The sequence below is a fragment of the Acinetobacter oleivorans DR1 genome (assembly GCF_000196795.1).
GTDB classification, from domain to species: Bacteria; Pseudomonadota; Gammaproteobacteria; order Pseudomonadales; family Moraxellaceae; genus Acinetobacter; species Acinetobacter oleivorans.
In genome coordinates, this window is sequence record NC_014259.1 from 3,495,941 (window position 1) to 3,519,795 (window position 23,855).

At 39.1% G+C, this 23,855-nt stretch carries 25 protein-coding genes and 1 pseudogene; 6 read left to right on the forward strand and 20 right to left on the reverse strand.

Translation table 11 applies throughout. The features are described 5' to 3' along the window. Window positions 1–45: 45 nt before the first annotated feature. From AOLE_RS16430 to ppx, 5 genes are read right to left on the reverse strand one after another with little or no spacing between them, the layout of a single operon-like run. Window positions 46–615: a YggT family protein gene (locus AOLE_RS16430; RefSeq protein ID WP_004794512.1), complete on the reverse strand. Its 570-nt coding sequence runs from the start codon at window positions 613–615 to the stop codon at window positions 46–48. A gap of 21 nt (window positions 616–636) precedes the next feature. Then, on the reverse strand, window positions 637–1,473 hold the full coding sequence (proC, locus tag AOLE_RS16435; protein ID WP_081399200.1) for a pyrroline-5-carboxylate reductase: 837 nt from the start codon (window positions 1,471–1,473) through the stop codon (window positions 637–639). Next, window positions 1,445–2,848, reverse strand: coding sequence for a tRNA lysidine(34) synthetase TilS (gene tilS, locus AOLE_RS16440; protein WP_081399201.1), 1,404 nt, complete (start codon window positions 2,846–2,848; stop codon window positions 1,445–1,447). Before tilS ends, proC begins: the two co-directional genes overlap by 29 nt. After that, window positions 2,785–3,606: an acetyl-CoA carboxylase carboxyltransferase subunit alpha gene (locus tag AOLE_RS16445; RefSeq protein ID WP_013198918.1), complete on the reverse strand. Its 822-nt coding sequence runs from the start codon at window positions 3,604–3,606 to the stop codon at window positions 2,785–2,787. The genes tilS and AOLE_RS16445 overlap by 64 nt, the downstream gene beginning before the upstream one ends. Before the next feature lie 18 nt (window positions 3,607–3,624). Further along, window positions 3,625–5,145, reverse strand: a complete 1,521-nt coding sequence (gene ppx, locus AOLE_RS16450; RefSeq protein ID WP_013198919.1) for an exopolyphosphatase — start codon at window positions 5,143–5,145, stop codon at window positions 3,625–3,627. 277 nt (window positions 5,146–5,422) lie between these two features. Here ppx and trxA point away from each other — a divergent pair, with 277 nt between their 5' ends. Next, complete coding sequence (gene trxA / locus AOLE_RS16455) at window positions 5,423–5,749, forward strand: thioredoxin (RefSeq protein WP_003655060.1); 327 nt, start codon at window positions 5,423–5,425, stop codon at window positions 5,747–5,749. A gap of 322 nt (window positions 5,750–6,071) precedes the next feature. Further along, entirely contained in the window at window positions 6,072–7,340 is a 1,269-nt protein-coding gene (rho, locus tag AOLE_RS16460) for a transcription termination factor Rho (protein ID WP_004794523.1), read from the forward strand. Window positions 7,341–7,498: 158 nt separating this feature from the next. Here the strand turns inward: rho and AOLE_RS20100 are convergent, their stop codons facing one another. Beyond that, complete coding sequence (locus AOLE_RS20100; RefSeq protein WP_081399202.1) at window positions 7,499–7,657, reverse strand: hypothetical protein; 159 nt, start codon at window positions 7,655–7,657, stop codon at window positions 7,499–7,501. 94 nt (window positions 7,658–7,751) lie between these two features. Between AOLE_RS20100 and AOLE_RS16465 the strand changes: the two genes are divergently transcribed. Continuing rightward, a complete protein-coding gene (locus tag AOLE_RS16465; RefSeq protein WP_005302445.1) occupies window positions 7,752–7,994 on the forward strand; it encodes a hypothetical protein in 243 nt (80 codons plus the stop codon). Between the two features lie 154 nt (window positions 7,995–8,148). Here the strand turns inward: AOLE_RS16465 and AOLE_RS16470 are convergent, their stop codons facing one another. Genes AOLE_RS16470 through pheS form a run of 3 tightly spaced genes read right to left on the reverse strand, consistent with a single transcriptional unit; the run spans window position 8,149 to window position 11,836 of the window. After that, on the reverse strand, window positions 8,149–8,445 hold the full coding sequence (locus AOLE_RS16470; RefSeq protein ID WP_000126166.1) for an integration host factor subunit alpha: 297 nt from the start codon (window positions 8,443–8,445) through the stop codon (window positions 8,149–8,151). Continuing rightward, a complete protein-coding gene (pheT, locus tag AOLE_RS16475) occupies window positions 8,442–10,823 on the reverse strand; it encodes a phenylalanine--tRNA ligase subunit beta (protein WP_013198920.1) in 2,382 nt (793 codons plus the stop codon). The genes AOLE_RS16470 and pheT overlap by 4 nt, the downstream gene beginning before the upstream one ends. 32 nt (window positions 10,824–10,855) lie before the next feature. Beyond that, on the reverse strand, window positions 10,856–11,836 hold the full coding sequence (gene pheS, locus AOLE_RS16480) for a phenylalanine--tRNA ligase subunit alpha (RefSeq protein WP_004794529.1): 981 nt from the start codon (window positions 11,834–11,836) through the stop codon (window positions 10,856–10,858). 158 nt (window positions 11,837–11,994) lie between these two features. Here pheS and AOLE_RS16485 point away from each other — a divergent pair, with 158 nt between their 5' ends. Next, window positions 11,995–12,987 carry a hypothetical protein gene (locus AOLE_RS16485; RefSeq protein ID WP_013198921.1) on the forward strand — a complete coding sequence of 331 codons (993 nt, stop codon included), beginning with the start codon at window positions 11,995–11,997 and terminating at the stop codon, window positions 12,985–12,987. 6 nt (window positions 12,988–12,993) lie between these two features. Here the strand turns inward: AOLE_RS16485 and AOLE_RS16490 are convergent. The 4 genes and pseudogenes from AOLE_RS16490 to rpmI all read right to left on the reverse strand — a co-directional run bounded on the left by AOLE_RS16490 (window position 12,994) and on the right by rpmI (window position 14,767). Continuing rightward, a pseudogene (locus AOLE_RS16490) lies at window positions 12,994–13,496 on the reverse strand (N-acetyltransferase family protein). Window positions 13,497–13,553: 57 nt separating this feature from the next. Continuing rightward, on the reverse strand, window positions 13,554–14,111 hold the full coding sequence (locus tag AOLE_RS16495; RefSeq protein WP_023274320.1) for an NADAR family protein: 558 nt from the start codon (window positions 14,109–14,111) through the stop codon (window positions 13,554–13,556). A 90-nt stretch (window positions 14,112–14,201) separates the two neighbouring features. Then, entirely contained in the window at window positions 14,202–14,561 is a 360-nt protein-coding gene (gene rplT / locus AOLE_RS16500) for a 50S ribosomal protein L20 (protein ID WP_000124858.1), read from the reverse strand. Window positions 14,562–14,572: 11 nt separating this feature from the next. Beyond that, entirely contained in the window at window positions 14,573–14,767 is a 195-nt protein-coding gene (rpmI, locus tag AOLE_RS16505) for a 50S ribosomal protein L35 (protein WP_003655048.1), read from the reverse strand. 236 nt (window positions 14,768–15,003) lie between these two features. Here rpmI and nreB point away from each other — a divergent pair, with 236 nt between their 5' ends. Then, entirely contained in the window at window positions 15,004–16,257 is a 1,254-nt protein-coding gene (gene nreB, locus AOLE_RS16510) for a nickel resistance MFS transporter NreB (protein WP_013198924.1), read from the forward strand. A 43-nt stretch (window positions 16,258–16,300) separates the two neighbouring features. Here the strand turns inward: nreB and AOLE_RS16515 are convergent, their stop codons facing one another. From AOLE_RS16515 to thrS, 4 genes are all read right to left on the reverse strand, one after another. Then, entirely contained in the window at window positions 16,301–16,729 is a 429-nt protein-coding gene (locus AOLE_RS16515; protein WP_013198925.1) for a YqaA family protein, read from the reverse strand. A 57-nt stretch (window positions 16,730–16,786) separates the two neighbouring features. Further along, window positions 16,787–17,407, reverse strand: a complete 621-nt coding sequence (locus AOLE_RS16520) for a glutathione S-transferase N-terminal domain-containing protein (protein WP_005302422.1) — start codon at window positions 17,405–17,407, stop codon at window positions 16,787–16,789. Window positions 17,408–17,636: 229 nt separating this feature from the next. Next, on the reverse strand, window positions 17,637–18,188 hold the full coding sequence (gene infC, locus AOLE_RS16525) for a translation initiation factor IF-3 (protein WP_081399203.1): 552 nt from the start codon (window positions 18,186–18,188) through the stop codon (window positions 17,637–17,639). A gap of 5 nt (window positions 18,189–18,193) precedes the next feature. Beyond that, the gene (gene thrS, locus AOLE_RS16530; protein ID WP_004794546.1) at window positions 18,194–20,116 is read right to left on the reverse strand and encodes a threonine--tRNA ligase; all 1,923 of its coding nucleotides are present in this window, start codon (window positions 20,114–20,116) and stop codon (window positions 18,194–18,196) included. Between the two features lie 393 nt (window positions 20,117–20,509). Between thrS and AOLE_RS16535 the strand changes: the two genes are divergently transcribed. Next, the gene (locus tag AOLE_RS16535; RefSeq protein ID WP_013198927.1) at window positions 20,510–22,147 is read left to right on the forward strand and encodes an acyl-CoA synthetase; all 1,638 of its coding nucleotides are present in this window, start codon (window positions 20,510–20,512) and stop codon (window positions 22,145–22,147) included. Between the two features lie 47 nt (window positions 22,148–22,194). Here AOLE_RS16535 and yjgA read toward each other — a convergent pair whose 3' ends face one another. From yjgA to rapZ, 3 genes are read right to left on the reverse strand one after another with little or no spacing between them, the layout of a single operon-like run. Then, window positions 22,195–22,731 (reverse strand): ribosome biogenesis factor YjgA, encoded by a 537-nt coding sequence (gene yjgA, locus AOLE_RS16540; RefSeq protein ID WP_005302413.1) that lies wholly within the window; start codon window positions 22,729–22,731, stop codon window positions 22,195–22,197. A gap of 2 nt (window positions 22,732–22,733) precedes the next feature. After that, complete coding sequence (locus tag AOLE_RS16545; protein ID WP_013198928.1) at window positions 22,734–23,003, reverse strand: HPr family phosphocarrier protein; 270 nt, start codon at window positions 23,001–23,003, stop codon at window positions 22,734–22,736. Continuing rightward, window positions 23,000–23,851 carry an RNase adapter RapZ gene (gene rapZ / locus AOLE_RS16550; RefSeq protein WP_004794551.1) on the reverse strand — a complete coding sequence of 284 codons (852 nt, stop codon included), beginning with the start codon at window positions 23,849–23,851 and terminating at the stop codon, window positions 23,000–23,002. Before rapZ ends, AOLE_RS16545 begins: the two co-directional genes overlap by 4 nt. Window positions 23,852–23,855 lie beyond the last annotated feature (4 nt).

The following is a 23,855-nucleotide window of genomic DNA, read 5'->3' on the forward strand; positions in this document are numbered from 1 at the left end:
AAATAAAAAAGGGCTGTGAAATACAGCCCTTTTTATTGAGTTAGCTTAAAGACCAGTTAAGAGAACTTTAGCAACTTCATTCATTAAAATTTCGGCAATATAGAGTGCCAAAAATGCCAAAATTGGCGATAAGTCAATCATTCCCATATTAGGCAATAAACGACGGAATGGTGCGAGTAATGGTTCAGCTAAATCTTGAATCACTTCAATATAAGGTGAACGAGATTGAGTGAACATAACCACCCAGCTCAAAATGATTGTCGCGAAAATTAAATAACGGCAGAAACGAATCAAGTCCTGAATCATAGTCACAAATGTCAGAATCACTAAATGAATCGGACTATTTGGCATAGAACCAGACAGATACATCACACCGAAAATTTTCAGTAAATATAAAATAATTAAAAGAGCTAACGCAGCTAAATTAAACCGGCCTTTTGCGACCGTCGGAAAAATTCGGCCAAAAATATCAACAATTTTAGTCGCCTTTACGGTCGATAAAACCACAGGATTATAAGGACTTACTGCCGCCAATTGCATTAAAAAACGGAAAAAGACCAATAAAATCGCGACATTAATTAAAATTCCAAAAATTAGCGCAGAATTTGCACCCATAGTTGTCTTATCCTATTTAAGCTATTTCGCACTGTCACTCAATTCTTGAGCCAATTCTTGGCTACGCTTCTGTGCAGCAGCCAATGCAGATTGAATATTTTGGGAGATTTGTGCACGGTCAAAAACTTCAAGTGCAGCTTGTGTTGTACCATTTGGCGATGTCACATTCTTACGAAGTTCAGATGGAGTGTTTGAGCTGGTAATTGCCATTTGAGCTGCACCTAACGCCGTTTGAAGAGTTAACGCAGTTGCAACTTTTTCATCCAGTCCTAAATTTTTACCCGCACGGATCATACTTTCCATCAGATAGAAAAAATATGCAGGGCCTGAACCAGAAACTGCTGTTACCGCATCAATTTGAGCTTCGGAGTTTACCCAAATTGTTAAGCCTGTGGCCGCTAAAATCTGACTTGTTAATTCACGATCCGAAGTACCTACTACATCATTTGCATAGATACCGTGCGCGCCAGTTTGAACCAGAGCTGGTGTATTCGGCATAACGCGAACAATTCGATTGCTATCAATTAAGTTTGATATCGTTTGAATTTCAGCACCAGCAATAATTGAAATGACCAATTTATCTGATAAAAGACCTTTCAACGGACGTAAAACAGTCGCCAAAACTTGCGGCTTTACCGCTAGTACGACAACATCAGCATTTTGAATTGCAGCCACGTTATCTTGTGTTACGTGGACTTCTTTCTCTTGTAATAATTGACGGATCTGCTCAACAGGATCTGAAACAGTAATACGTGTCGGTGGTAAACCTCTTGAAATGAGCCCGCCAATTAACGCTTGGGCCATATTACCGCCACCAATAAAACAGATATTACAATTTACTGCACTTGCCATAACCATATTCGCCATTTACCAGATTACAAGAATGAGAAATTAAATCCGGTTGCCATCCTCCTTGCTCACAATACGGAGACTGAGCCAACCAAAATCCTTTCGGTGTAAAAACCCCAAGCATAACATTATCTATGACTAATATTTGAATTGTATGACGAAGCCAAGGCAAAATATGTGCTTCTTGAATTGCTTTTTTTAATGGCCATTGCCCAACACGACCATATAAATGGACTTTTTCTCCACCTTGACGTCGAATTATCGTCAATTTTTTATTTAATAAAGATGGACTCAAACCGATATTTTTTTGTGTGATCTGAAAATTTCCTGAAGCGTAATGCACTATTTCCCCCATTTGGAAATGATGCTCTGACTCAGCTTCGACTGGGTTTAATTTTTCAGCAAGAAAAACTTGCTTACTCAATCTATAAAGATGGTGTTGATAACGGACATAGTAAAACTGATTCCAGTGTAATGCTGCTTGTGCATCGGACTTTGAATCAATCACTTCATTTTTTAAACGCTCAACCATTTCAAATGCAGGTCGATATTGCCCATCACCTTTCATCCAAACCGAAAGTAATTGACGTTGACGAGCAACAGATAAATCTAAAAGTTTAGTTAAGTCTAAACACTCAGCAGTACCACAATGTTTTAAATCAGCTTTCAAAACTTCTTCTAAAATTTCAGAAGCATCTTGCATCAAGTAGCTTGTTCGGCTCAGTGCTTGCTGCATTTTAGGAAATCTGTTTTGTAAAAATGGCCAAAGTTCCTCACGCGACCATGCCCGATCATAATGAATATCGTAATTTGTCGGGTCATTTACATACTCAATTTCAAGTTGAGTAGTCCAATCAGCAATTTGCTCACGAGATAAGTCTAAAAAAGGACGCCAAATCGTCATGTCTACACGGTAATCCACAGACTGCATTGCAGCTAATCCATCAACACCTGCACCCGATAATAAACGGAGTATGACTGTTTCAGCCTGATCTTGCTGATGATGAGCAAGTACTAAGGTTTCATTCGGTTGCAAATGCTGTCGATAAGCTTGATAACGCGCCTGACGTGCTTGAGCTTCCAAATTACCGTCGGTAACCTGAACTTTTTGAATAATAAAAGGAATATCTAAACGAGTAGCCTGTTCAGCGACTAGTTTCCCCCACTCTGCACTTTGTGATTGCAGCTGATGATCGATATAGATTGCTCGGATCTTTTGAGGGAAAATTTGAGACATCAAATATAGCAGCAGCATAGAATCCATGCCGCCACTACATCCAATAAGAAAAGAACTATTTTCTGAAAATAGTTGAGCCTGCTTTAAGACATTATGCCTAAATTTGCGCTGCCAAACTTCATTAAACGTTGATAACGTGCTTCGCATCGTTCATTTGCTTCCAGTGGTAGCAATTCATCCAAAGCTTGCTTCAGAACTACTTTTAGGTTTTGCATGACTTGCTCAGGGTCTAAATGTGCCCCCTCGCCTTCATCTACTACATATTCAACAATACCTAGAGATTGTAATTTGTCTGCTGTCAAACCTAAAGCTTCGCTCGCTTGAGCCGCTTTTTCAGCAGTTTTCCATAAAATAGATGCGCAGCCTTCTGGTGAAATCACAGAATAAATACTGTGCGATAACATAATGACTCTGTCAGCAACACCAATACCTAAAGCACCACCAGAACCACCTTCACCCAGTACTGTTGCAACAACAGGAACTTTCAAGCTTGAAAGTTGAGCAAGACTCGTTGCAATTGCTTCGGCTTGTCCACGCTCTTCAGCACCAACACCTGGGTAAGCACCCATCGTATCAATAAACGTGAAGACCGGAAGATTAAAACGCTCAGCCATATCTAATAGGCGTTGAGATTTACGGTAACCTTCAGGGTTAGCCATACCGAAGTTATGCTTTAATTTTTCACGGGTACTACGACCACGGTGTTGTCCAATGACCATCACAGGTTGACCGTCAAAACGAGCAAGACCACCTACCATCGCACCATCGTCACCAAACAAACGATCACCATGCAAGGCGTCAAACTCTGTAAAGATTTCACCGACATAATCTAGAAACTGCGGACGTTCAGGATGACGTGCAATTTGAACCGTTGTCCAAGCTTTGGACTGAGTAGATTTTTTCATAGGTCGAATATTATCCCTTTAATCGATAAATTTTTCCGACTGAATATTCAATTCAATGTCCCAATGCTTAAACTGCTCTTGCTCATCGTGCAAGTCGGCAACTAACAATGGCCATTGTTTGGCATCACCAGAAACACTAAGCTGCCATTGTTGATCATTTATGATGGTCAGTTCAATGGCAGGAAGCATCTGATCACTTCGACTATGGTTGAGTAAAACTGCTAGGCGAAGTAATAAACTTAAGTAAAGTAATTTATGACCACCAGCCTTCAAAATTTCATTTTTTACATCATTTCGCAATTTACGACGATGGTGAGCAACTAAATGTGAAAGATGATTTTGATCAATTTGCGAGAAACCTGGAATATCTGAGTGCTGTAATAAATAAGCACCATGGCGATGATAACCACCATGACTAATTGCTAAACCAATTTCATGCAAATAAGCAGATCGACGCAGTAAGTCACTGTCTTCACTCGTTAAATTAAGAGATTTCGCGACACCATCAAATAATTGTTGTGCTGTGTTTACAACTCGTTCTGCTTGCTTCGGATCGGCGTTATAACGCCCCATTAAGGCCTGTACACTACGATCACGGATATCTTCATGTTTAAATCGACCTAACAGGTCATACATCACACCTTCGCGTAATGCACCATCAGAATATGCCAAACGATCAATTTCTAAAACTTCAAAAACTGCGTACAAAATTGCCAATCCGGCTGGCAAAACTGCTCGTCGATCTTCTCTTAAGCCTTCAAAATCAATTTCAGAAACATTTTTAAACTTAAGTAATTTATCCTTAAGTTTATATAGTCCTTCTCGAGTGACATTTTCTTGTTCATCACTTAAGCCCATATTGACCATAATTTGGCGACAGGCCTTAATCGTTCCACTCGAACCAACGACCGTATCCCATCCTTCCATTTTATAAGTCGTTGCAATAGCAGAAAGTTCTTTACGAGCAGCAACTACGGCCTTATCAAATGCTTTTTGTGTGATTTCCCCATCAGAGAAATAGGCCGTTGTATAAGCCACACAACCCATTTGTAATGACTCGGTGTAAATAGGTTCAAACTCTTCACCGATAATGAATTCGGTAGAACCACCACCAATATCAACAACTAAGCGACGTCCACCATTGGCCATGGTATGCGATACACCCAAATAGATCAGACGAGCTTCTTCTCGTCCTGCAATAATTTCAATAGGTTTAGGTAAAATTTCTGCAGCTTTTTGAATAAATTCATGACCATTTTTTGCCTGACGCAAGGCATTCGTAGCCACGATTCGTAAACGATTAGGTTGAACAGAGCTCAATCTTCCAACAAAACGGGCTAGACATGCTAAACCACGTTGCTGCGCAGCTTCTGTTAAATTTTTATTTTCATCTAAACCAGCTGCAAGCTGCACTTTTTCTGACATCGAAGCAACTTTTTTAACTTCGCCATGATCTACCCGTGCAATTGCAAGGTGAAAGCTGTTCGACCCCATATCTATGGCGGCAAGTAATTCTTCATCAATCAGAAAGTCAGACATTATTGAATTAAACCCATAACAATTCACGCCTAGAGTAATTCACAAGAATGCAATTGAAAAGCCATTTTCATCAACAATTAATAGCCATCGATATTTTTCTAATTGTTAAACGATTGTACAAGCCGATGATGAATATCGTGAGCATCCATTAGACAAATTTAGTTAAGCCTTGAATAATAGCATCAAACCCTTACATTGAACTAAGTAGCTATGTAATACTGATAGAGATAATTTCTCCTGTAGTAATAGCACTTTTTCTAAAAATTGGAGCCGTACCATGTCTGCGACTATTGTAAATACAACTGATGATAACTTCCAAGCAGATGTTCTAGACGCTGAAACACCTGTACTTGTTGACTTCTGGGCAGGTTGGTGTGCACCTTGTAAAGCAATTGCACCTGTTCTTGAAGACCTATCAAGTGAATATGCTGGTAAAGTAAAAATTGTTAAAGTTGATGTAACTTCTTGCGAAGATATTGCGGTGAAATACAATATCCGTAATATTCCTGCTTTATTACTTTTCAAAAATGGTGAAGTTGTAGCTCAACAAATTGGTGCCGTACCTCGCTCTAAACTTGTTAGCTTTATTGATGAAAATGTTTAAGTCAAAATGCTAAGAATAAAAATACGCTATACTTTTTTATAGCGTATTTTTTTCGGCTATAAATTGACAAATTAACTAAGCTGGCTTATATTGCATGCTCAAGAGGCACTGAAGGGAATCATCTTCGTCCGGCTTCTTACAAGACACAAACATAAAGATCGCCACTCGGCAACAGAAATTGTTTTTTCACATTTTTCTTCGAAACAATCAATCAGACTTCTGAATTGTTATTGTGTAAATACAATTGCGATAATCTTTTTTGTATGCGAGCGATTTTTCTTCTTTTTAAACCACACTCTACTCTTTCCTAATTCTGACCCTTATGAATTTAACTGAACTCAAGAAAAAACCAATTGGTGAATTAATTAAAATTGCTGAATTTATGGGCCTGGAAGGTATGGCTCGTAACCGAAAGCAAGATATTATCTTTGCCATTTTGAAACGCCATGCAATGAATGGCGAAGAAATTTTTGGTGATGGCGTTCTTGAAATTCTCTCTGATGGTTTTGGTTTTTTGCGCTCTGCCGCAGGTTCGTATTTAGCAGGTCCGGATGATATTTATGTGAGTCCTTCACAAATCCGACGCTTTAACTTGCGTACAGGTGATACCATCACAGGTACTATTCGCCCTCCAAAAGAAGGTGAGCGTTATTTTGCGTTGCTCAAAGTTAACCAGATTAACTATGACACGCCGGAAAATTCTCGAAATAAAATTTTATTTGAAAACTTAACACCTCTTTTCCCAACTGAACAATTGGTTATGGAACTCGGTAATGGTACGACAGAAGATTTAACTGCTCGTGTTGTTGACTTAGTTGCGCCAATTGGTAAAGGACAACGTTCTATTATTGTTGCACCGCCAAAAGCGGGTAAAACAATGTTACTCCAAAATATTGCTCAATCGATTGTTAGAAACAATCCTGAAGTATTCTTGATTGTTCTATTAATTGACGAGCGTCCAGAAGAAGTAACTGAAATGGAACGTACTGTTCGCGGTGAAGTCATTGCTTCAACATTCGACGAAGCTCCTGCTCGCCACGTACAAGTTGCAGAAATGGTAATTGAAAAAGCAAAACGTCTTGTTGAACATAAAAAAGACGTTGTGATTCTTCTTGACTCTATTACCCGTCTTGCACGTGCTTACAACACCGTTATCCCATCATCAGGTAAAGTATTAACTGGTGGTGTAGATGCTCATGCATTAGAGCGCCCTAAACGTTTCTTCGGTGCTGCACGTAATATTGAAGAAGGCGGATCTCTTACGATCATTTCAACTGCTTTGATTGAAACAGGCAGTAAAATGGATGACGTAATTTATGAAGAATTCAAAGGTACAGGTAACCAAGAGATTACACTTGATCGCCGTATTGCTGAAAAACGCGTCTTCCCTGCCATGAATATTAAGAAATCTGGTACTCGTCGTGAAGAGCGTTTAATGGATGATGATAACTTACGTAAAGTATGGATCCTCCGTAAGCTTCTACATCCTATGGATGAATTAGCGGCAATGGAATTCTTACTTGATCGTATGAAAGAAACCAAAACAAATGATGATTTCTTCGATCAAATGAAGCGTAAAGCTTCAACTTAATCGATTAATCTTCAATAAAAAGCCACTCTTTTGAGTGGCTTTTTATTTGGTTGACAAGCTTTACACAAAAATACATTTTGCAGTTTTTTATGTAAATTTACTTATAAGTTTTTGATAATAATTATTTTTGAATTAAAAAAAATAAGTTTTTTAGTAGCTTACCTCCACCTTTTCCAATACACTCGAGCCAATTGATTGTTTTTTTCTGTTAAAAAACAGACTGTTTTTCTGTTTTTCATACGTTTTTTTGACAGACGACAGTAGTATTTCAGCATTTGCAGTGATAGCATAGCGGCAGACCAGTTAGACTGCTCCATGCGTTGTTACCTAGCTACGTTTTAGGAATAATAAAAGCAAAACAGTCCAACTTAGGTTTTTTTAATCTCAAATCTTTTTTGTGAGAGTGATGCCATGTTATTCAAAAAATTTGCTGTTGCTGCTGCTGTAGCTGCTACTTTAGCTTTCGTTGGTTGTTCTAAGAAAGAAGAAGCTCCTGCTGCTGCTTCTGAAGCTGTAGCTGCTGCTTCTGAAGCTACTGCTGCTGCTTCTGAAGCTGCTGTAGCTGTTGATGCTGCTGCTTCTGACGTTGCTGCTGCTGCTTCTGACGTTGCTGCTTCTGCTTCTGACGTTGCTGCTGCTTCTGCTGCACACTAATCTATAAAGATTAGATAAAAAGAGGACATTCTGTCCTCTTTTTTTACGCCTAAATTTTATATTCCAAAAATCATTCCGCTTAAACTATCTAGATAAATTGATATCACATCGTAGTTGAATAAAGCCATCTAAATATAAGTAAAAAAAAAGCAGATCAATCGATCTGCTCATTTCCAACGCGTTGTCTAAACTTTTGACCTGCTCTGAAGGTCACAACCCTACGTGCAGAAATTGGAATTTCTTCACCTGTTTTAGGATTACGTCCTGGACGTTCGCGTTTATCTCTTAACTCAAAATTACCAAAACCAGAAAGCTTAACCTGCTCCCCTGCAATAAGTGCTTGGCTAATTTCGTCGAAGAACAACTCGACCATTTGTTTTGCTTCACGGCGATTTAAGCTGGTTAACTCACTTAAATGATCAGCCATGTCTGCTTTAGTTAATGCTGTCATGAGGCCCTCAATGTCGCTTGATAAGTGTTTTCTAACACTTGGATTATATTGTCCATACCAGATTTAATTTCAGCATCTTCAAGCGTACGTGAAGGATGTTGCCACAAAAGTGCAAACGCTAATGAGCGCTTACCATCTTCGACACCCTGACCCGTATACACATCGAATAACCATGTAGAGTCTAAAAGCTCTCCACCAGTTTGTTCGATTAACTGCTGAATATCTCTAACATTTATATTATCAGAGATTAAAAGCGCAATATCACGTCTAACCGAAGGAAAACGTGATAATTCTGTAAAATTAGATACATAAGATTGCAAAACAGCTGTTTGATCAAGTTCAGCAACCCACGTCGTGCTTAAATCAAGCTCATTTTCTAGAGAGGGATGCAAGCGACCTAAGTAACCAATTGATTTACCATCAACTAAAATCTCAGCTGATTGCCCTGGGTGTAACCAATCACGCTCAGAACGTACATATTCAGCCTTAACACGACCAGCAGCTAAAACTTCCTCCACCTCACCTTTGAAATCAAAGAAATCCATTGGTTGAGGCTTAACATGCCATGATTCTGGTTCTTGTGAACCCACTGCAACCAGAGCCAACGTAGGCATCTGTTTTAAATCTTCAATGCTCTTAGCATTTTGATAATCAAAACGCAGTCCAAATTCAAAGAAACGAACACGACTTTGCTGACGGTTGAGATTATATTGCACACAAGGAATTAAGCTAGAAAGTAAAGTACTACGCATTGCAGCCAAATCACTTGAAATTGGATTTGCTAGCATCAGTGGCTGAACTTCTGGATTTAATTGCTTTTCAAGTTTTGCATCAGCAAAGCTAAAGCTAATTGCTTCTTGATAACCTAAAGTCACGATCGTTTGACGCAGCTCAGCGAGTTCAAAACGATCTTGATATTTAGCAAATTTAACATCCATGCTTGGTAAGCTGATCTGGATATTGTCATAACCATCAATACGCGCTACTTCTTCAATTAAATCTTGATAAATAGCCATATCATAGCGATGTGATGGAGGTACTACACTCCATTCACCCTCAGCCTTAACTGTTACCTTACATCCTAGTCGAGTTAAAGCATCTGCAATGAACTCACCCGCAACTTGATATCCCAACAATTGGTCTACCTGAGTTTGTTTCAGTTCAATTGCTTCACGCTTAGGAAGTAGATCAATTTTTTCAGCTACAGTAATTGGACCAAACTCACCGCCTGCTAACTCTTGAATAAGCTGAGAAGCACGATTCATCGCAATTAAAGGTAATTCGAAATCTACACCACGTTCATAACGCTGCGAAGAGTCAGTATGTAAACCAAAACGACGAGCACGACCAGCAATCGCGAGTGGCGCGAAGAAAGCACTTTCTAGGAAAATATCAGTCGTATCATCAGTTACACTTGATGATAAACCACCCATAATTCCCGCAATTGCTAGAGCTTTTTGATCATCAGCAATCACCATTATATCTTCTTGCAACTCAACTTCTTGATCATTCAGAAGTTGTAATTTTTCTTGTTGTGTTGCTTGACGGACATGTACAGTCCCTTCGATTTTAGACAAATCGAATGCGTGCATTGGTTGACCCAATTCCATTAAGACATAGTTGGTCACATCAACCAAAATACTATGAGTACGGATTCCTGAACGTGATAAAGCCTTTTCCATCCAATCAGGAGTAGCAGCTTTTACATTAACGTTTTTAACTACACGCCCTAGATAACGCGGAGCACCTTCAGTACTAATAACTACTTTTTTCTCATCAGCAATGGTGGCATCAACCGAGTTAATTACAGGCTCATTCATTTGTAGCTTATTAATAACTGCAATTTCACGAGCAATACCACGAATACTAAAACAGTCACCACGGTTTGGCGTAATGCTGATATCAATGACATTATCATCAAGTTTGAGGTATTCACGGATATTTACTCCTACTGGAGCATCAGCTGGCAATTCGAGCAAACCATCGATTTTATCTTCAAGATCAATCTCAGAAGCACCACAAAGCATGCCTTGTGACTCAACTCCACGAAGTTTACCTTTTTTGATTTTAAAATCGCCAGGTAATACAGCCCCAATGGTTGCCACAGGTGCTTTCATTCCAGCACGAACGTTCGGTGCGCCACATACAATTTGTAAAGGCTCACCTGAACCAATATTCACTGTTGTAACACGTAGACGGTCTGCATCAGGGTGCTGCTCAACAGTGAGCACTTCACCAATTACAACACCAGTAAATGGTTTAGCAACAGGTGCCAATTCATCAACTTCAAGACCAAGCATCGTCAACTGATCAGACAATGTATCACTATCAATTGCCGGATTAACCCATGTACGTAGCCAATTTTCGCTAATCTTCATCTTTATAAACCTTTTTTAATCCTGAAAAACTGTTAGGCAAATTGGCGTAAGAAACGCACATCATTTTGATAGAACATACGCAAGTCATTAATGCCATAACGCAACATAGCAAAGCGCTCTACCCCTAAACCAAAAGCAAAGCCTTTGTATTTATCAGGATCAATACCCGCAGCACTTAATACATTTGGATGTACCATGCCACAGCCTAAAACCTCTAACCAGCGGCCACGTTCATCCATAATATCTACTTCTGCACTTGGCTCAGTAAACGGGAAATATGATGGACGGAAACGTACCTTTAAATCTTTTTCAAAGAACTCATTCAGCAGGTTAATGAGTAAACCTTTTAATTCAGCAAAGCTGGTGTTCTCAGCAACGTATAGACCTTCGATCTGATGGAACATTGGCGAATGCGTCTGATCAGAGTCACAACGATAAACACGGCCTGGACATACGATACGAATTGGTGGCTCACTTGTTTCCATGGTACGAATTTGCACACCAGACGTGTGCGTACGCAGTAAATGAGTGGCATCAAAATAGAAAGTATCGTGCATAGCACGCGCTGGATGGTGACCGGGAATATTTAATGCTTCAAAATTGTGATAGTCATCTTCAACTTCTGGACCAGTCGCAACTGTAAAACCAGCTTTAGTGAAGAACTGACAAATTCTTTCTTGTACTTGAGTAACAGGGTGAACTGTACCAACGCGTTGACCGCGGCCCGGCAAAGTAATATCAATCGTTTCGCTTGCTAGCTTTTGCTCAAGTGCTGCCTGTTGTAATGCTGCTTGACGTTCTGTTAAAGCAGTATTAATTGTTTCTCGAACAGCATGAATCGCAGCACCTTGTACTTTGCGTTCTTCAGGGTCCATTTTCCCTAATGCTTTCGATTGTTCTGCAAGCTGGCTTTTTTTCCCTGTAAATTGCACACGCACCTGATCAAGTGCAACAAGGTCTTGAGCTGCTGCAATGGCAGCAAGCGCTTCTGTGGTCAGGGCTTCCAGTGACATATTAACTCTCAAAGCAACAAATTAAAAAAATATAATAAAACACTGCATTCTAACAGTTTTTCATCAGATTGATGAAGTTTATCCATCATGAAAAATGTATTAGGCAACAAAAAGATAAAACGTATAAGATAATAGCATCGTCAATGAGATCAACTATTATGGCGCTCAATCAAATTTGGAAACAACAACTTACGCTTGTGACGTATGGTAATGAATACCTCCGTCAGAATTTAAGCTTTACCCAATGGCGACAACATCATATTTTTGACCACCATAGTTTTCAGTTTCGTGACTTAGCTTCTCAGCATTTACTCGCTCAACACTTTCAAGTTTGGCTAGAAGCGCTAAAAAAACAAGGCACCACTCAGCTCAGTTTACATTTATCAAGCCTTCTAAATGAAGAGCAAAATCCAAACAGCAACGTTGAGCTTTTACCTTATACTCATTTTATCGTTAGCCATCAAAATGATAAGAAATTTGCATGGATTTTCGGCCATGAACTTGCTGAATGGTATAACAATGATAATGAGTTTGAAGCTCCTGCTTCACAAACCTGTGAGCTTCGTTTAGAAACTTTCTGGCGTTTTGAACTCAATGAAAAATTATCAAAAAAAATTGAAGCTGATTTAAAAAACCCACCATGGCAAGAAATAGCTGACTTTATGGAGAGTGAATTATTTCGTAGTAAATATGCAGCAGGGTTTGAGGAGCCAGAATTTCAAAAAGCTCATTTTGATGGTACAAACATTACGAGCCAAGAACCAAGACTTGCTTTAATTCCAGAGAATTATCCTGCAGATTATGCTCATCAACTTTTATCTCGTACTCAAGCATTGGCTAATTATTTAGAACAAAAGAAACGCCTTGCAAATGATCCATTAGGAGAAGAGCTAGACCAAGAACAACTCATTAATTTAAGAAATTTTACGCAAAAAACTGATGATTTGTTTGCCAAACTTATTGTTAAGGCTGCAAATCACTACCAAACAGCTCAGATTGTACCTGTAGTTAAAGCCTCTCCGTTCGAGCAATCAAATGAAAATCCACAACATTTGAAATCTCACCAACATAAAGGCACTGGTTCAGGCGTTATTAAGCTGATTATTCTAACGATTATTATTTGTGCTCTGGCTTATTATTTTGGGCTTTAACTTAGATTAGAGTTTCCATTGATAAGTAACTCTGTTATTTCGAAGCCGAACTCCGGTAGTTCGGTTTCGCCAATTATTCTGGCTCCCATTTTTTCATAGAAAAAACGGCTTGGATTTTTATTAAAAACGTCTAAACGAATAAAAGCATAACCTTGATTTAAAGCCCATTGATAGAACTTTTGGAATAACTCACGGCCTATGCCTTGTTTTTGAACTTCTCTTAAAAGATAAAAAGCGAGAATTTCAGCAATATTATTTTCTGGATTTAAATAACCATCGAGAAAGCCTTTCACTATTCCATTTTCAGTATAGATAAATAACTTATGATCAGGGCTTTTAGTGATTTCTTTCCATAACTGTTCCTTATCTAGCACGTTAAGCTTGTCTAATATTTCCTGCTTAAGCATACCTGTATAGGTTTCTTTCCAACACTGCACATGTACTTCTGCAATAGATAATGCATCCTTAAAAGTAGCTATACGAATTTCTCTTTCATTTAGTGATTGCAATTCGTTCTCCTCCTGTCACTACTTTTAAAGTGAAGCACCAATTTGTTTCATAAAAACTTATTCAGCTAAAAGCCGCTCTCGAACATGCATTAAAACAAAACCCAACAAATTTAAGCCTTGCCATTGAGATGGATCTTGAATATGTGGATGGTCTTGCGCCATACCAATTCCCCAAATTTTATCGACTGGAGATGCTTCAACCAAAATACGGTCTTTTGTGGCGAATAAGAATTCTTTCAATTTATGATGTTGAGAGAATTTAGCAAAGTTCGCCTGCACCACTATGTCAAATCTATTTTCTTGCCATATCTGTTCGTCATAACTACGTACTTTACGACCTAGCTGTTTCGCCTCATTCGGATGTTTAACCTGCAAAATCTGTGCAAAAATTTCTTCATCATTAAATAACTTTGCTTTTTTCGCCATCATATAGTGCTCAGCAGTAAAGTATTCATCACCTTCTACTTTAAATTGCGCAGGAAACCACTGGCTAAAACAGCTTTTATCAACAAGATCAGCTTGTTTAGGAGTATGCCCCCAGAAACATAAGTACTTAAACTGGTGGCCTTGCTGTACTTTTTGAATTAAGTCCTTTAGAAATTTTTCGTCTTTCATCATTTATCTCTGATTATTTTCTTTTTTAAAATAGAACCACTAAAAATAAAAAAGACCGCTAAAAAGCGGCCTCTTTTTGAATCTCTAAGCTTATGCAGCTAATGCGCCTTTAGCTTTTTCAGCTAAAGCAGCAAATGCTACTGCATCATGCATAGCGATGTCAGCTAATACGCGACGGTCGATGATCACTTGAGCTTTTTTCAAGCCATCGATCATACGGCTGTAAGACAAACCGTTTTGACGAGCACCAGCATTGATACGCGCAATCCATAGAGCACGGAATTGACGTTTCTTTTGACGGCGGTCACGATAAGCGTATTGACCAGCTTTGATTACCGCTTGGAACGCTACGCGGTAAACGCGTGAACGAGCACCATAGTAACCTTTAGCGCGAGCAAGAATTTTTTTGTGACGACGATGAGCCACTACACCACGTTTTACACGAGCCATTTATAATCTCCTTAGATGTATGGGCACATACGACGAACTGAGTTCACGTCAGAAACATGAACCATTACACAGCCGCGTAATTGACGGATACGTTTAGCAGATTTTTTGGTCAAAATGTGGCGCTTAAATGCTTGTTTGCGCTTGAAACCGTGTGCAGTCGCTTTGAAGCGTTTAGCAGCACCGCGGCGAGTTTTCATCTTAGGCATAACAACCTCTTTTGAACACCTGTTCGGAACGTTTGCACCATTGCAAAAACGACCTGCAGGTAAGGGAGCCGATATTCTAAAGCATCCCAACTTAAAACAAAAGTAAAATGCTCATTTTTTGATAGTAAATTGTCTATTTTATATAAACGATATTTTCTATAATCAATTATCAAATTACGAGAAAATCCACAAAATCATCGCCTATAATAAGTGCAATCTCTTAAATTCAAAAGAATATGAATATACAAAATGATGCTTTCGCTGCATTACGGTATCGAGACTTCTCTATCGTTACGATCAATCAGTTTTGCCTAACGCTCGCAATTTTGATTCAAGAAATTATTGTTGCCTATTCATTGTATCAAATCACCAAAGACCCACTGACTTTAGGTTTAATCGGACTTGCTGAAGCCATTCCTTTTATTGCCCTTTCTCTTTGGGGAGGCTATTTTGCAGATAGGTTTAATAAACAGATTATTATGAAAATCTGTTTATTTTTCTCAGTTCCCCTTCCCCTAGTTTTATGGTTACTTTTCCACTTACATGGTTTAGGGCATATCAGTGTTAGCTTCCTTTCTTGGGGCATTTATGCTGTTATTTTTGGCTTAGGAACAATCCGCGGTTTCTACAATCCTTCTGCAACATCTTTAAAACCATTTTTAATTCCACGCGAACTTTATGCAAATGGTGCGACTTGGACAACCATTGGCTGGCAAAGTGGTGTAATTATTGGACCAATGCTGGGTGGTTTTATGCTTGCTTATTTAGGCAGAGAAACCAGCCTATTTAGCGTTGCTGTTTTGCTTGGTATTTGCTTTATTTTAATTAACTTATTGCATAAACGTGATTTCCCTAAAATTGAAACGGACAATATTTTAGAAAGCTTAGGAGACGGTTTCCGTTTTATCTGGAAAACCAAAATTGTTCTTTGGGCGATTTCTCTTGATTTAGCTTCTGTTTTATTTGGCGGCGTTATCGCGTTATTACCAATTTTCGCAGAAGATATATTAAAAGTCGGTCCGGAAGGGCTTGGATATTTGCGAGCTGCTCCCTCTATTGGCGCACTTATTACCATGATTGCTTTGACTCGCTTTCCGCCAACTCAGCACGCATGGCGTAACATGTTACTTGCTGTAGCAGGTTTTGGAATATTTACTATTCTATTCGCCTTCTCAAACAATATGTGGTTATCTCTTTTTGCGCTGGCTATGACAGGCGCTTGTGACAGTATTTCTGTGGTTGTAAGACAAACCATTTTGCAAATTTTCCCACCAGAAAATATGCGTGGTCGCGTTGCTGCTGTAAACGGGATGTTCGTTTCATCAAGTAATGAGCTTGGTGCATTTGAGTCAGGTTTAGCGGCTAAATATTTAGGCACGATTACCGCTACAATTTTTGGAGGCTGCATGACGCTGGTTGTTGTGACTTTCTGTTGGATCAAAACGAACGATCTATTTAAAGTTGATATCACCAGAAGCTCAGAAGATTAATTTAAATAGTTATAAATCAAAGCATCTTCGGATGCTTTTTATTTTAAATAAAACCCATCACCACCCAGTAAATAAACAAATAGCGCCCTGCTTTAGCAATAATAACAATACCAAGGAAGCGCCAAAAATTTTCTTTGAAGAGTCCAGCAACTAAAGTAATTGGATCACCAATAATAGGCGCCCAACTTAAAAGTAAAGAGTAAAAGCCATACTTATGATAAAAGCGCTGGGCTTGTTCTAAACGCTTTTCAGAAACTGGAAACCACTTTCGATGTTTAAACTGCTCTATCTTTAGGCCTAACCACCAATTGACACAAGAACCCAATACATTACCCAAAGTAGCAGTACTGATTAAAAGCAAAGCTGAATATTGTTCCTTTAACAATAAGGTTACCAATACCGCTTCAGACTGTAGAGGTAATAATGTGGCAGCACCAAAAGCACTGATAAAAAGCAAAAAGTAACTCAGCATAATCAATTACACCAAATGACTTTTTGCTTTAAGCATTTATTAAATCTAGGCAAGAAATTAAGCCACTTTAATTGATAGTGCTTTCTGAACTGCTGGACGTGCTGTTAAGCGCACAATATATTCTTGTACATATGGATAGTCTTCAAGTTGAATACCTTGCCATTCATAACGCAAGATCCAAGGTAAAATTGCCATATCAGCAATTGAATATTCACCAGCAACAAACTTCTGACCAATTAATTGTTTATTAAGTACACCATATAAACGTTTAGTTTCATTTACATAGCGATCTATGGCATAGGGAATTTTTTCTGGGGCGAAACGATTAAAATGATGATTTTGCCCAAGCATAGGCCCTAACCCGCCCATTTGCCACATGAGCCACTGCTCAACCTCAACTCGCTCTTGTTCATCATCTGGATAAAATAATCCAGTTTTTCGTCCTAAATATTGCAAGATAGCACCCGATTCAAATATAGATATCGGCTCACCACGAGGTCCATTTTGATCAACAATCGCAGGAATTTTGTTATTTGGAGAAATTCTCAGGAAATCTGGTTGAAATTGATCATTTTCTAAAATATTAATTGGGTAAAGGGTGTAATCCAGTCCCATTTCTTCTAAGGCAATTGTGATTTTATGTCCATTGGGAGTGCCCCAATAATATAGATCAATCATTCTATTTTCCTATTCATCGTTATCATGACTGCGTCTTGCGTTATATCATGTTTTAAGAGAAACGATGAGATTTCCAACACTAAAAAACACATAAAATTCGTGAATTGAATTTCTTAAAAAAAATATAGCAGTTGTCTTAAATAAAACTGAATAAAGAAAAGTTAAGTGATATTTTTTATTAATATTAGAGTAAAAAAAAGCACTGCTTTTGCAGTGCTTTTTTTGAGTATTACTTTTTCTTTTTCGGTCCAAGTAACATACCCATTTGACGGCCTTCCATTTTTGGTGCTTGTTCCACAACCCCATACTCAGCCACGTCTGCTTCAATTTTTTGCAATTGAGCTAAGCCAAGTTGTTGATGAGCCATTTCACGACCACGGAAACGTAAAGTGATCTTCACTTTGTTTCCTTCTTCAAGGAATTTCAAAATAGCACGAAGCTTAACTTGATAATCACCAACATCAGTTGCAGGGCGCAGTTTGATTTCCTTCACTTGCACTTGATGCTGTTTTTTCTTCGCATCTTTTTGCTTCTGCTTAAGGTCAAACAAGTGCTTGTTGTAATCCATAATTTTACAAACAGGCGGCTCGGCGTTTGCAACGATCTCAACAAGATCAAGTTCAACCTCTTCAGCAGCACGCAGTGCTTCACTTAATGAAACAATTCCTTTTTGCTCACCTTCAGCACCGACGAGGCGTACTTCTTTTGCACGGATCTCATCGTTAATTGCTGGACGGTTGCTTTTTGCACCTTGTTGTTGGTTACGGTCAGGCTGTTTAATCTTTCTTACTCCACAATATACCGGCCGCGTTCGGCGACGGCAGACTTCACTAAGTCAATGAATGCATCTACTGACATAGTACCTAAATTTTTTCCTGAGCGGGTACGTACATTCACTGTACCTTCTTCAACTTCTCGATCACCAAGAACTAACAGGTAAGGAATACGCTCTAAAGTACGCTCACGAATCTTAAATCCGATTTTTTCGTTTCTCAAGTCAGAAATAGCACGAAGACCATTTTCTTTGAGTTTTGCTACGACTTTCTCACAAGCCTCAGCCTGAGAGTCAGTAATATTCATAACACATGCTTGTAACGGCGACAACCAAGGTGGCATGAAACCAGCGTAGTGTTCAATTAGTATACCAATAAAACGTTCAAAACTGCCAAGAATTGCACGATGCAACATAACAGGCTGATCACGATCATTGTCTTCAGTTACGTAAGACGCATCTAAACGCTCTGGTAAGTTGAAGTCACACTGAATAGTACCACATTGCCATACACGTCCGAGACAGTCTTTCAATGAGAATTCAATTTTCGGACCGTAGAACGCACCTTCACCTGGCTGTAATTCCCACTCAAGACCCGCTGCATCTAAAGCATCTGCTAAAGATTTCTCAGCCATATCCCAAAGTGCATCATCACCCACACGTTTTTCTGGACGTGTAGACAATTTCATTTGCACTTCTTCAAAGCCAAAATCTTTATAAACATCTAAAGTGAGCTTGATAAAATCTGCCACTTCTTGACCAATTTGTTCTTTAGTACAGAAGATATGTGCATCATCTTGTGTAAAACCGCGTACACGCATAATACCGTGTAAAGAACCAGATGGTTCGTTACGATGGCAAGAACCGAACTCGGCTAAACGAATTGGTAAATCACGGTAAGACTTCAAACCTTGGTTGAAAACTTGCACGTGACATGGGCAGTTCATTGGCTTAACCGCATAATTACGACTTTCAGAATGAGTCGTAAACATGTTATCAGCGTAGTTTGCCGCATGACCAGATTTTTCCCAAAGCGTAAAGTCTACGATTTGTGGAGTTTTAATCTCAAGGTAACCATTGTCTTGCTGAACTTTACGCATGTATTGTTCAAGAACTTGATAAATTGTCCAACCATTTGGATGCCAGAACACCATACCCGGTGCTTCTTCTTGCATATGGAACAAGTCTAAGGCTTTACCAATTTTACGGTGGTCGCGCTTTTCAGCTTCTTCAATACGTTTAATATAGGCAGCAAGCTGTTTCTTATCAGCCCATGCTGTACCATAAATACGTTGAAGCTGTTCATTCTTCGCATCACCGCGCCAGTAAGCGCCAGAGATTTTTGTCAGCTTGAATGATTTTAAGAATTTGGTGTTTGGTACGTGTGGACCACGGCACATATCCAAATAATCTTGATGGTAGTACAAGCCCATTTGTGTTTCTTCAGGCATGTCTGCAATCAAGCGTAATTTGTATTCTTCGCCACGTGCAGTAAATTCAGCAATTACTTCATCACGTGGTGTCATTTTTTTAACGACATCGTAATCTTGATCGATGAGCTTTTTCATGCGCTCTTCGATCGCTGCCATATCGTCTAATGTAAACGGACGAGGCATCCAGATGTCGTAGTAAAAACCTTCTTCAATGACTGGACCAATCACCATCTTGGCTTCAGGGAATAGCTGTTTAACAGCATGTCCTACAAGGTGTGCACAAGAATGGCGAATAATTTCAAGACCTTCTTCATCTTTTGGAGTGATAATTTGTAAGGTCGAATCTTCGGTAATTAAGTCACATGCATCAACTAAGCGATCATTTACACGGCCAGCAACAGTATTTTTTGCTAGACCAGGCCCGATACTTTGGGCAACTTCCATAACAGATACAGCGTGATCAAAACTTTTTTGATCGCCATTTGGCAATGTGATAATTGGCATAAAAAAATCCTTAAGGAGTGATGCCCTATACGAAGGAGCATTTCACCGCGAGATTATGATCGAGGCGAACCTCAAAATATAAAAACGGTGTAAATCAAAATTAAAAAACCTGAAAGATTTTACACTTGTTCAAGCAAAGTGAAAACCTTTGAGCCCACAAAATCATAAATACATTTTGCTTATCAGGTAAACAGCAATAAATGACTTAAAAATATATTGGGAAGATTTTTTAAACACACTCAGCGCAAGTGGTTTAAGATGAAGAAAATAGCATTTTTGCTCATTTTCTGACTGAAGGGTATTTCTGTTTAAGACTAAAGCATAGATGCTTTGATGCGTATTAAGTCATATTTTCAAAGAATGAATTAAAAATAGAACACGGAGTTGTTTACCATGGTTAGTGCTTATGATGAGTTACCACGCACACCCGCAAACTTTGTTGCATTGTCACCTCTACGCTACTTAGAGCGTGCAGCTTATATTTATCCAAATCAAGCTTCGATTATTCATGGTAAGCGCCAAATTTCATGGAAAGAAACTTACCAACGTTGTTGCCAGTTTGCTTCTCAGCTCAAACAACTGGGAATTGAAAAAAATGATACGGTGTCGGTCTTATTACCAAATATTCCTGCCATGGTTGAAGCACATTTCGCAGTTCCAATGGCTGGTGCCGTACTTAATACACTCAATACTCGCTTAGATGCAAAAACCATAGCTTTCATGCTTGAACATGCTGAAAGTAAAGTGCTGTTGGTTGACCCTGAATTTGTTAATTTGGCAAGAGAAGCCCTCTCTCTTATTCCTGACCAACACATTATTGTGATTGATGTAGCTGATGATGAATATGAAGGTGAAAATCAGTTTATCGGCTCTTTTGAATATGAAGAATGGATAGCCCAAGGCGATATTAACTTTGTATGGCATTTACCAGAAGATGAATGGGATGCGATTAGCTTAAATTATACATCTGGAACTACAGGTAATCCTAAAGGCGTTGTTTATCATCATCGTGGGGCTTATCTCAATGCTGCTAGTAATATCTTAGCCTGTGGAATGAAACCTCGTGCTGTGTATTTATGGACATTACCGCTTTTCCATTGTAATGGCTGGTGTTTTGCATGGAGTATCGCAGCAAGCGGTGGAACGAATATTTGTTTGCGCAAAGTCGACCCAGAATTAGTCATGCAACTCATTGCAGAACATAAGGTTGATTATTTCTGTGGGGCACCGATTGTTCTTTCAATGATTATTAACTTACCTAAAGAAAAACAAACAAACTTTGATCACCATGTTGAAGTGATGGTTGCTGGAGCAGCACCTCCTGTTGCTATTATTGAAGGTATGCGAAACATGGGAATTAACGTCAACCATGTTTATGGCTTAACAGAAACATATGGTCCTTCTGCCTTGTGTGCTTCACAATCTGGATGGAATGAGCTTTCAATTGCTGAACAAGCTCAGCTTCATTCCCGTCAAGGTGTACCCTATCCATTACAAGACAGTATGCGTGTGCTAAATCCCGAAACAATGCAGCCTGTCCCGAATGATGGACAAACCATGGGGGAAATTATGTTTCGTGGCAATATTGTCATGAAAGGCTATTTAAAGAACCCTCAAGCAACTCAAGAAGCTTTTGCTGGCGGATGGTTCCACACGGGAGACTTAGCCGTTTGCCATCCCGATGGTTATGCAAAAATTACTGACCGATCAAAAGACATTATTATTTCAGGTGGAGAGAATATTTCATCTCTAGAAGTAGAAGATGTGTTGTATAGGCACCCAGCTGTTTTAACTGCTGCCGTCGTCGCTAAACCCGATGCTCGTTGGCAAGAAGTACCCTGCGCATTTATTGAATTAAAAATGGGTGCTACCGCAACACCGGAAGAAATTATTGAACATTGCCAAAAAGAATTAGCACGCTTTAAAGTTCCTAAAGATGTGGTTATTACAGAAATTCCAAAAACATCGACCGGCAAATTACAGAAGTTTATTTTGCGAGAATGGGCAAAAGAACGTGCTGAGAATATATAAATAAAAAAGCGACGCCTTGAGCGTCGCTTTTTTTTATTTAAGCGCATTTAGCCTTGATCAGACAATAATGCGATTTGCTGCACATAGTTAACAAATTTAACTTTTGATGCCTCAATATCTGCTTCACTCGCCTGTTGAGTTTTATCGCGGTTGATTCTCAATACATGCTGACGCAAAGTGTGACGTTCCGATGCATTATAAATTTTACTAAATTCATTAATTGCAGGATCACCCTGTTCAATCATGCGGTCAACCCAACGCATTAATTGAGCCTGTCTTTTTGCGCCTTGCTGCGGGGTTAAATAAGACAAAATAACAGTCTCATCTTCATTGCGCAATAACTTACCAATACGTTGAAATTGGCGACGACGTGCTTCAAAAGAACTAATGTTCTGCACTTCCATTAAAGCATCAATTAAACGCTCATCAACTGGAAGTTTCTGAATTTGTTTAATAGAAAGTTGTGCGAGTTGCTCACCTAAAGCAGCCATGCGTTGCACTGCTTTTTTCTGTTCGGTTTTACTTGCACGTCCTTCTAAAGAACCGAAATCTTCTTCAGTATAACGTTGGGAACCACGTGCCACGATTAATCTGCCTCATAAAATTTTGCTGCGAATAACGCCAGTACTTCATTTAATGCCTGCTCTTCGTCGGTACCATCAATGACCAATCGCAAAGTGGTCCCTTTACCTGCACCTAACATCAGCAAAGACATAATATTTTTTGCATCTACCAAATGATCGCCTTTTCCAATCTGGATCGACGAACGAAACTTTGTAGTGACCTCTATCAGTTTTCCTGATGCACGAGCATGTAAACCGAGTTTATTAATTACATCAACAGTTGTGTCTATCATGACCAGTGCTTCATTTCTCTGTGTAAGACCTGAACAGACCATTCTGCCTCAAGTGCTTGTTTTAGTCTATCTACGATATAAACCGAACGATGCTGCCCCCCAGTGCAACCAATAGAAATCGTCATATAGTGACGATGTCCTTCAGCAAATGCGGGAAGCCATTTTTTTAAGAAGTGAAGAATATCATCAAACATTTCGTTTGCTTGCGGACTTGCTTCTAAAAATAGTCTTACTGGCTCATCCAAACCAGAAAAACGTCTTAATTCTAAATCCCAATGCGGATTTGGTAAATGCCGTACATCAAAAACATAATCGGCATCTAAAGGAATGCCATGTTTATATCCAAATGACTGCAATATGACAATAAGCTTATCTGACTGCCCCAATTTAGACAGTAAAATATGCTTTAAATCATGAACGCTTTTATCCGTTGTATCAATATGAACCGTAGCACGAAACTGAATTGGAAGCAGTAACTGCTTTTCTTCATGAATACATTGCAACAAACTTTTAAAACGATTAGCTAATGGATGCGGGCGACGCGATGCACTAAAACGCGCAATCAGATCCTGATCTTGTGTCGTCAAGTAAATAACATCAACAGTTCCATGTCTTTGTAATTGCTCAAACACATGATCGAACTCTTGCATATCTGCCCGAGTACTTCTTACATCCACACCTAAAGCTAATTGCTCCAGATTGTTTTCATGATCTAGCTTTGCCACAATTTCAGGCAGCAATGCCAAAGGCAAATTATCAATACAGTAATAGCCCAAATCTTCTAATACTTGAAGGGCCGAAGATTTTCCTGAACCAGACTGTCCTGTCACGATAAGTATACGCTTCATGGCA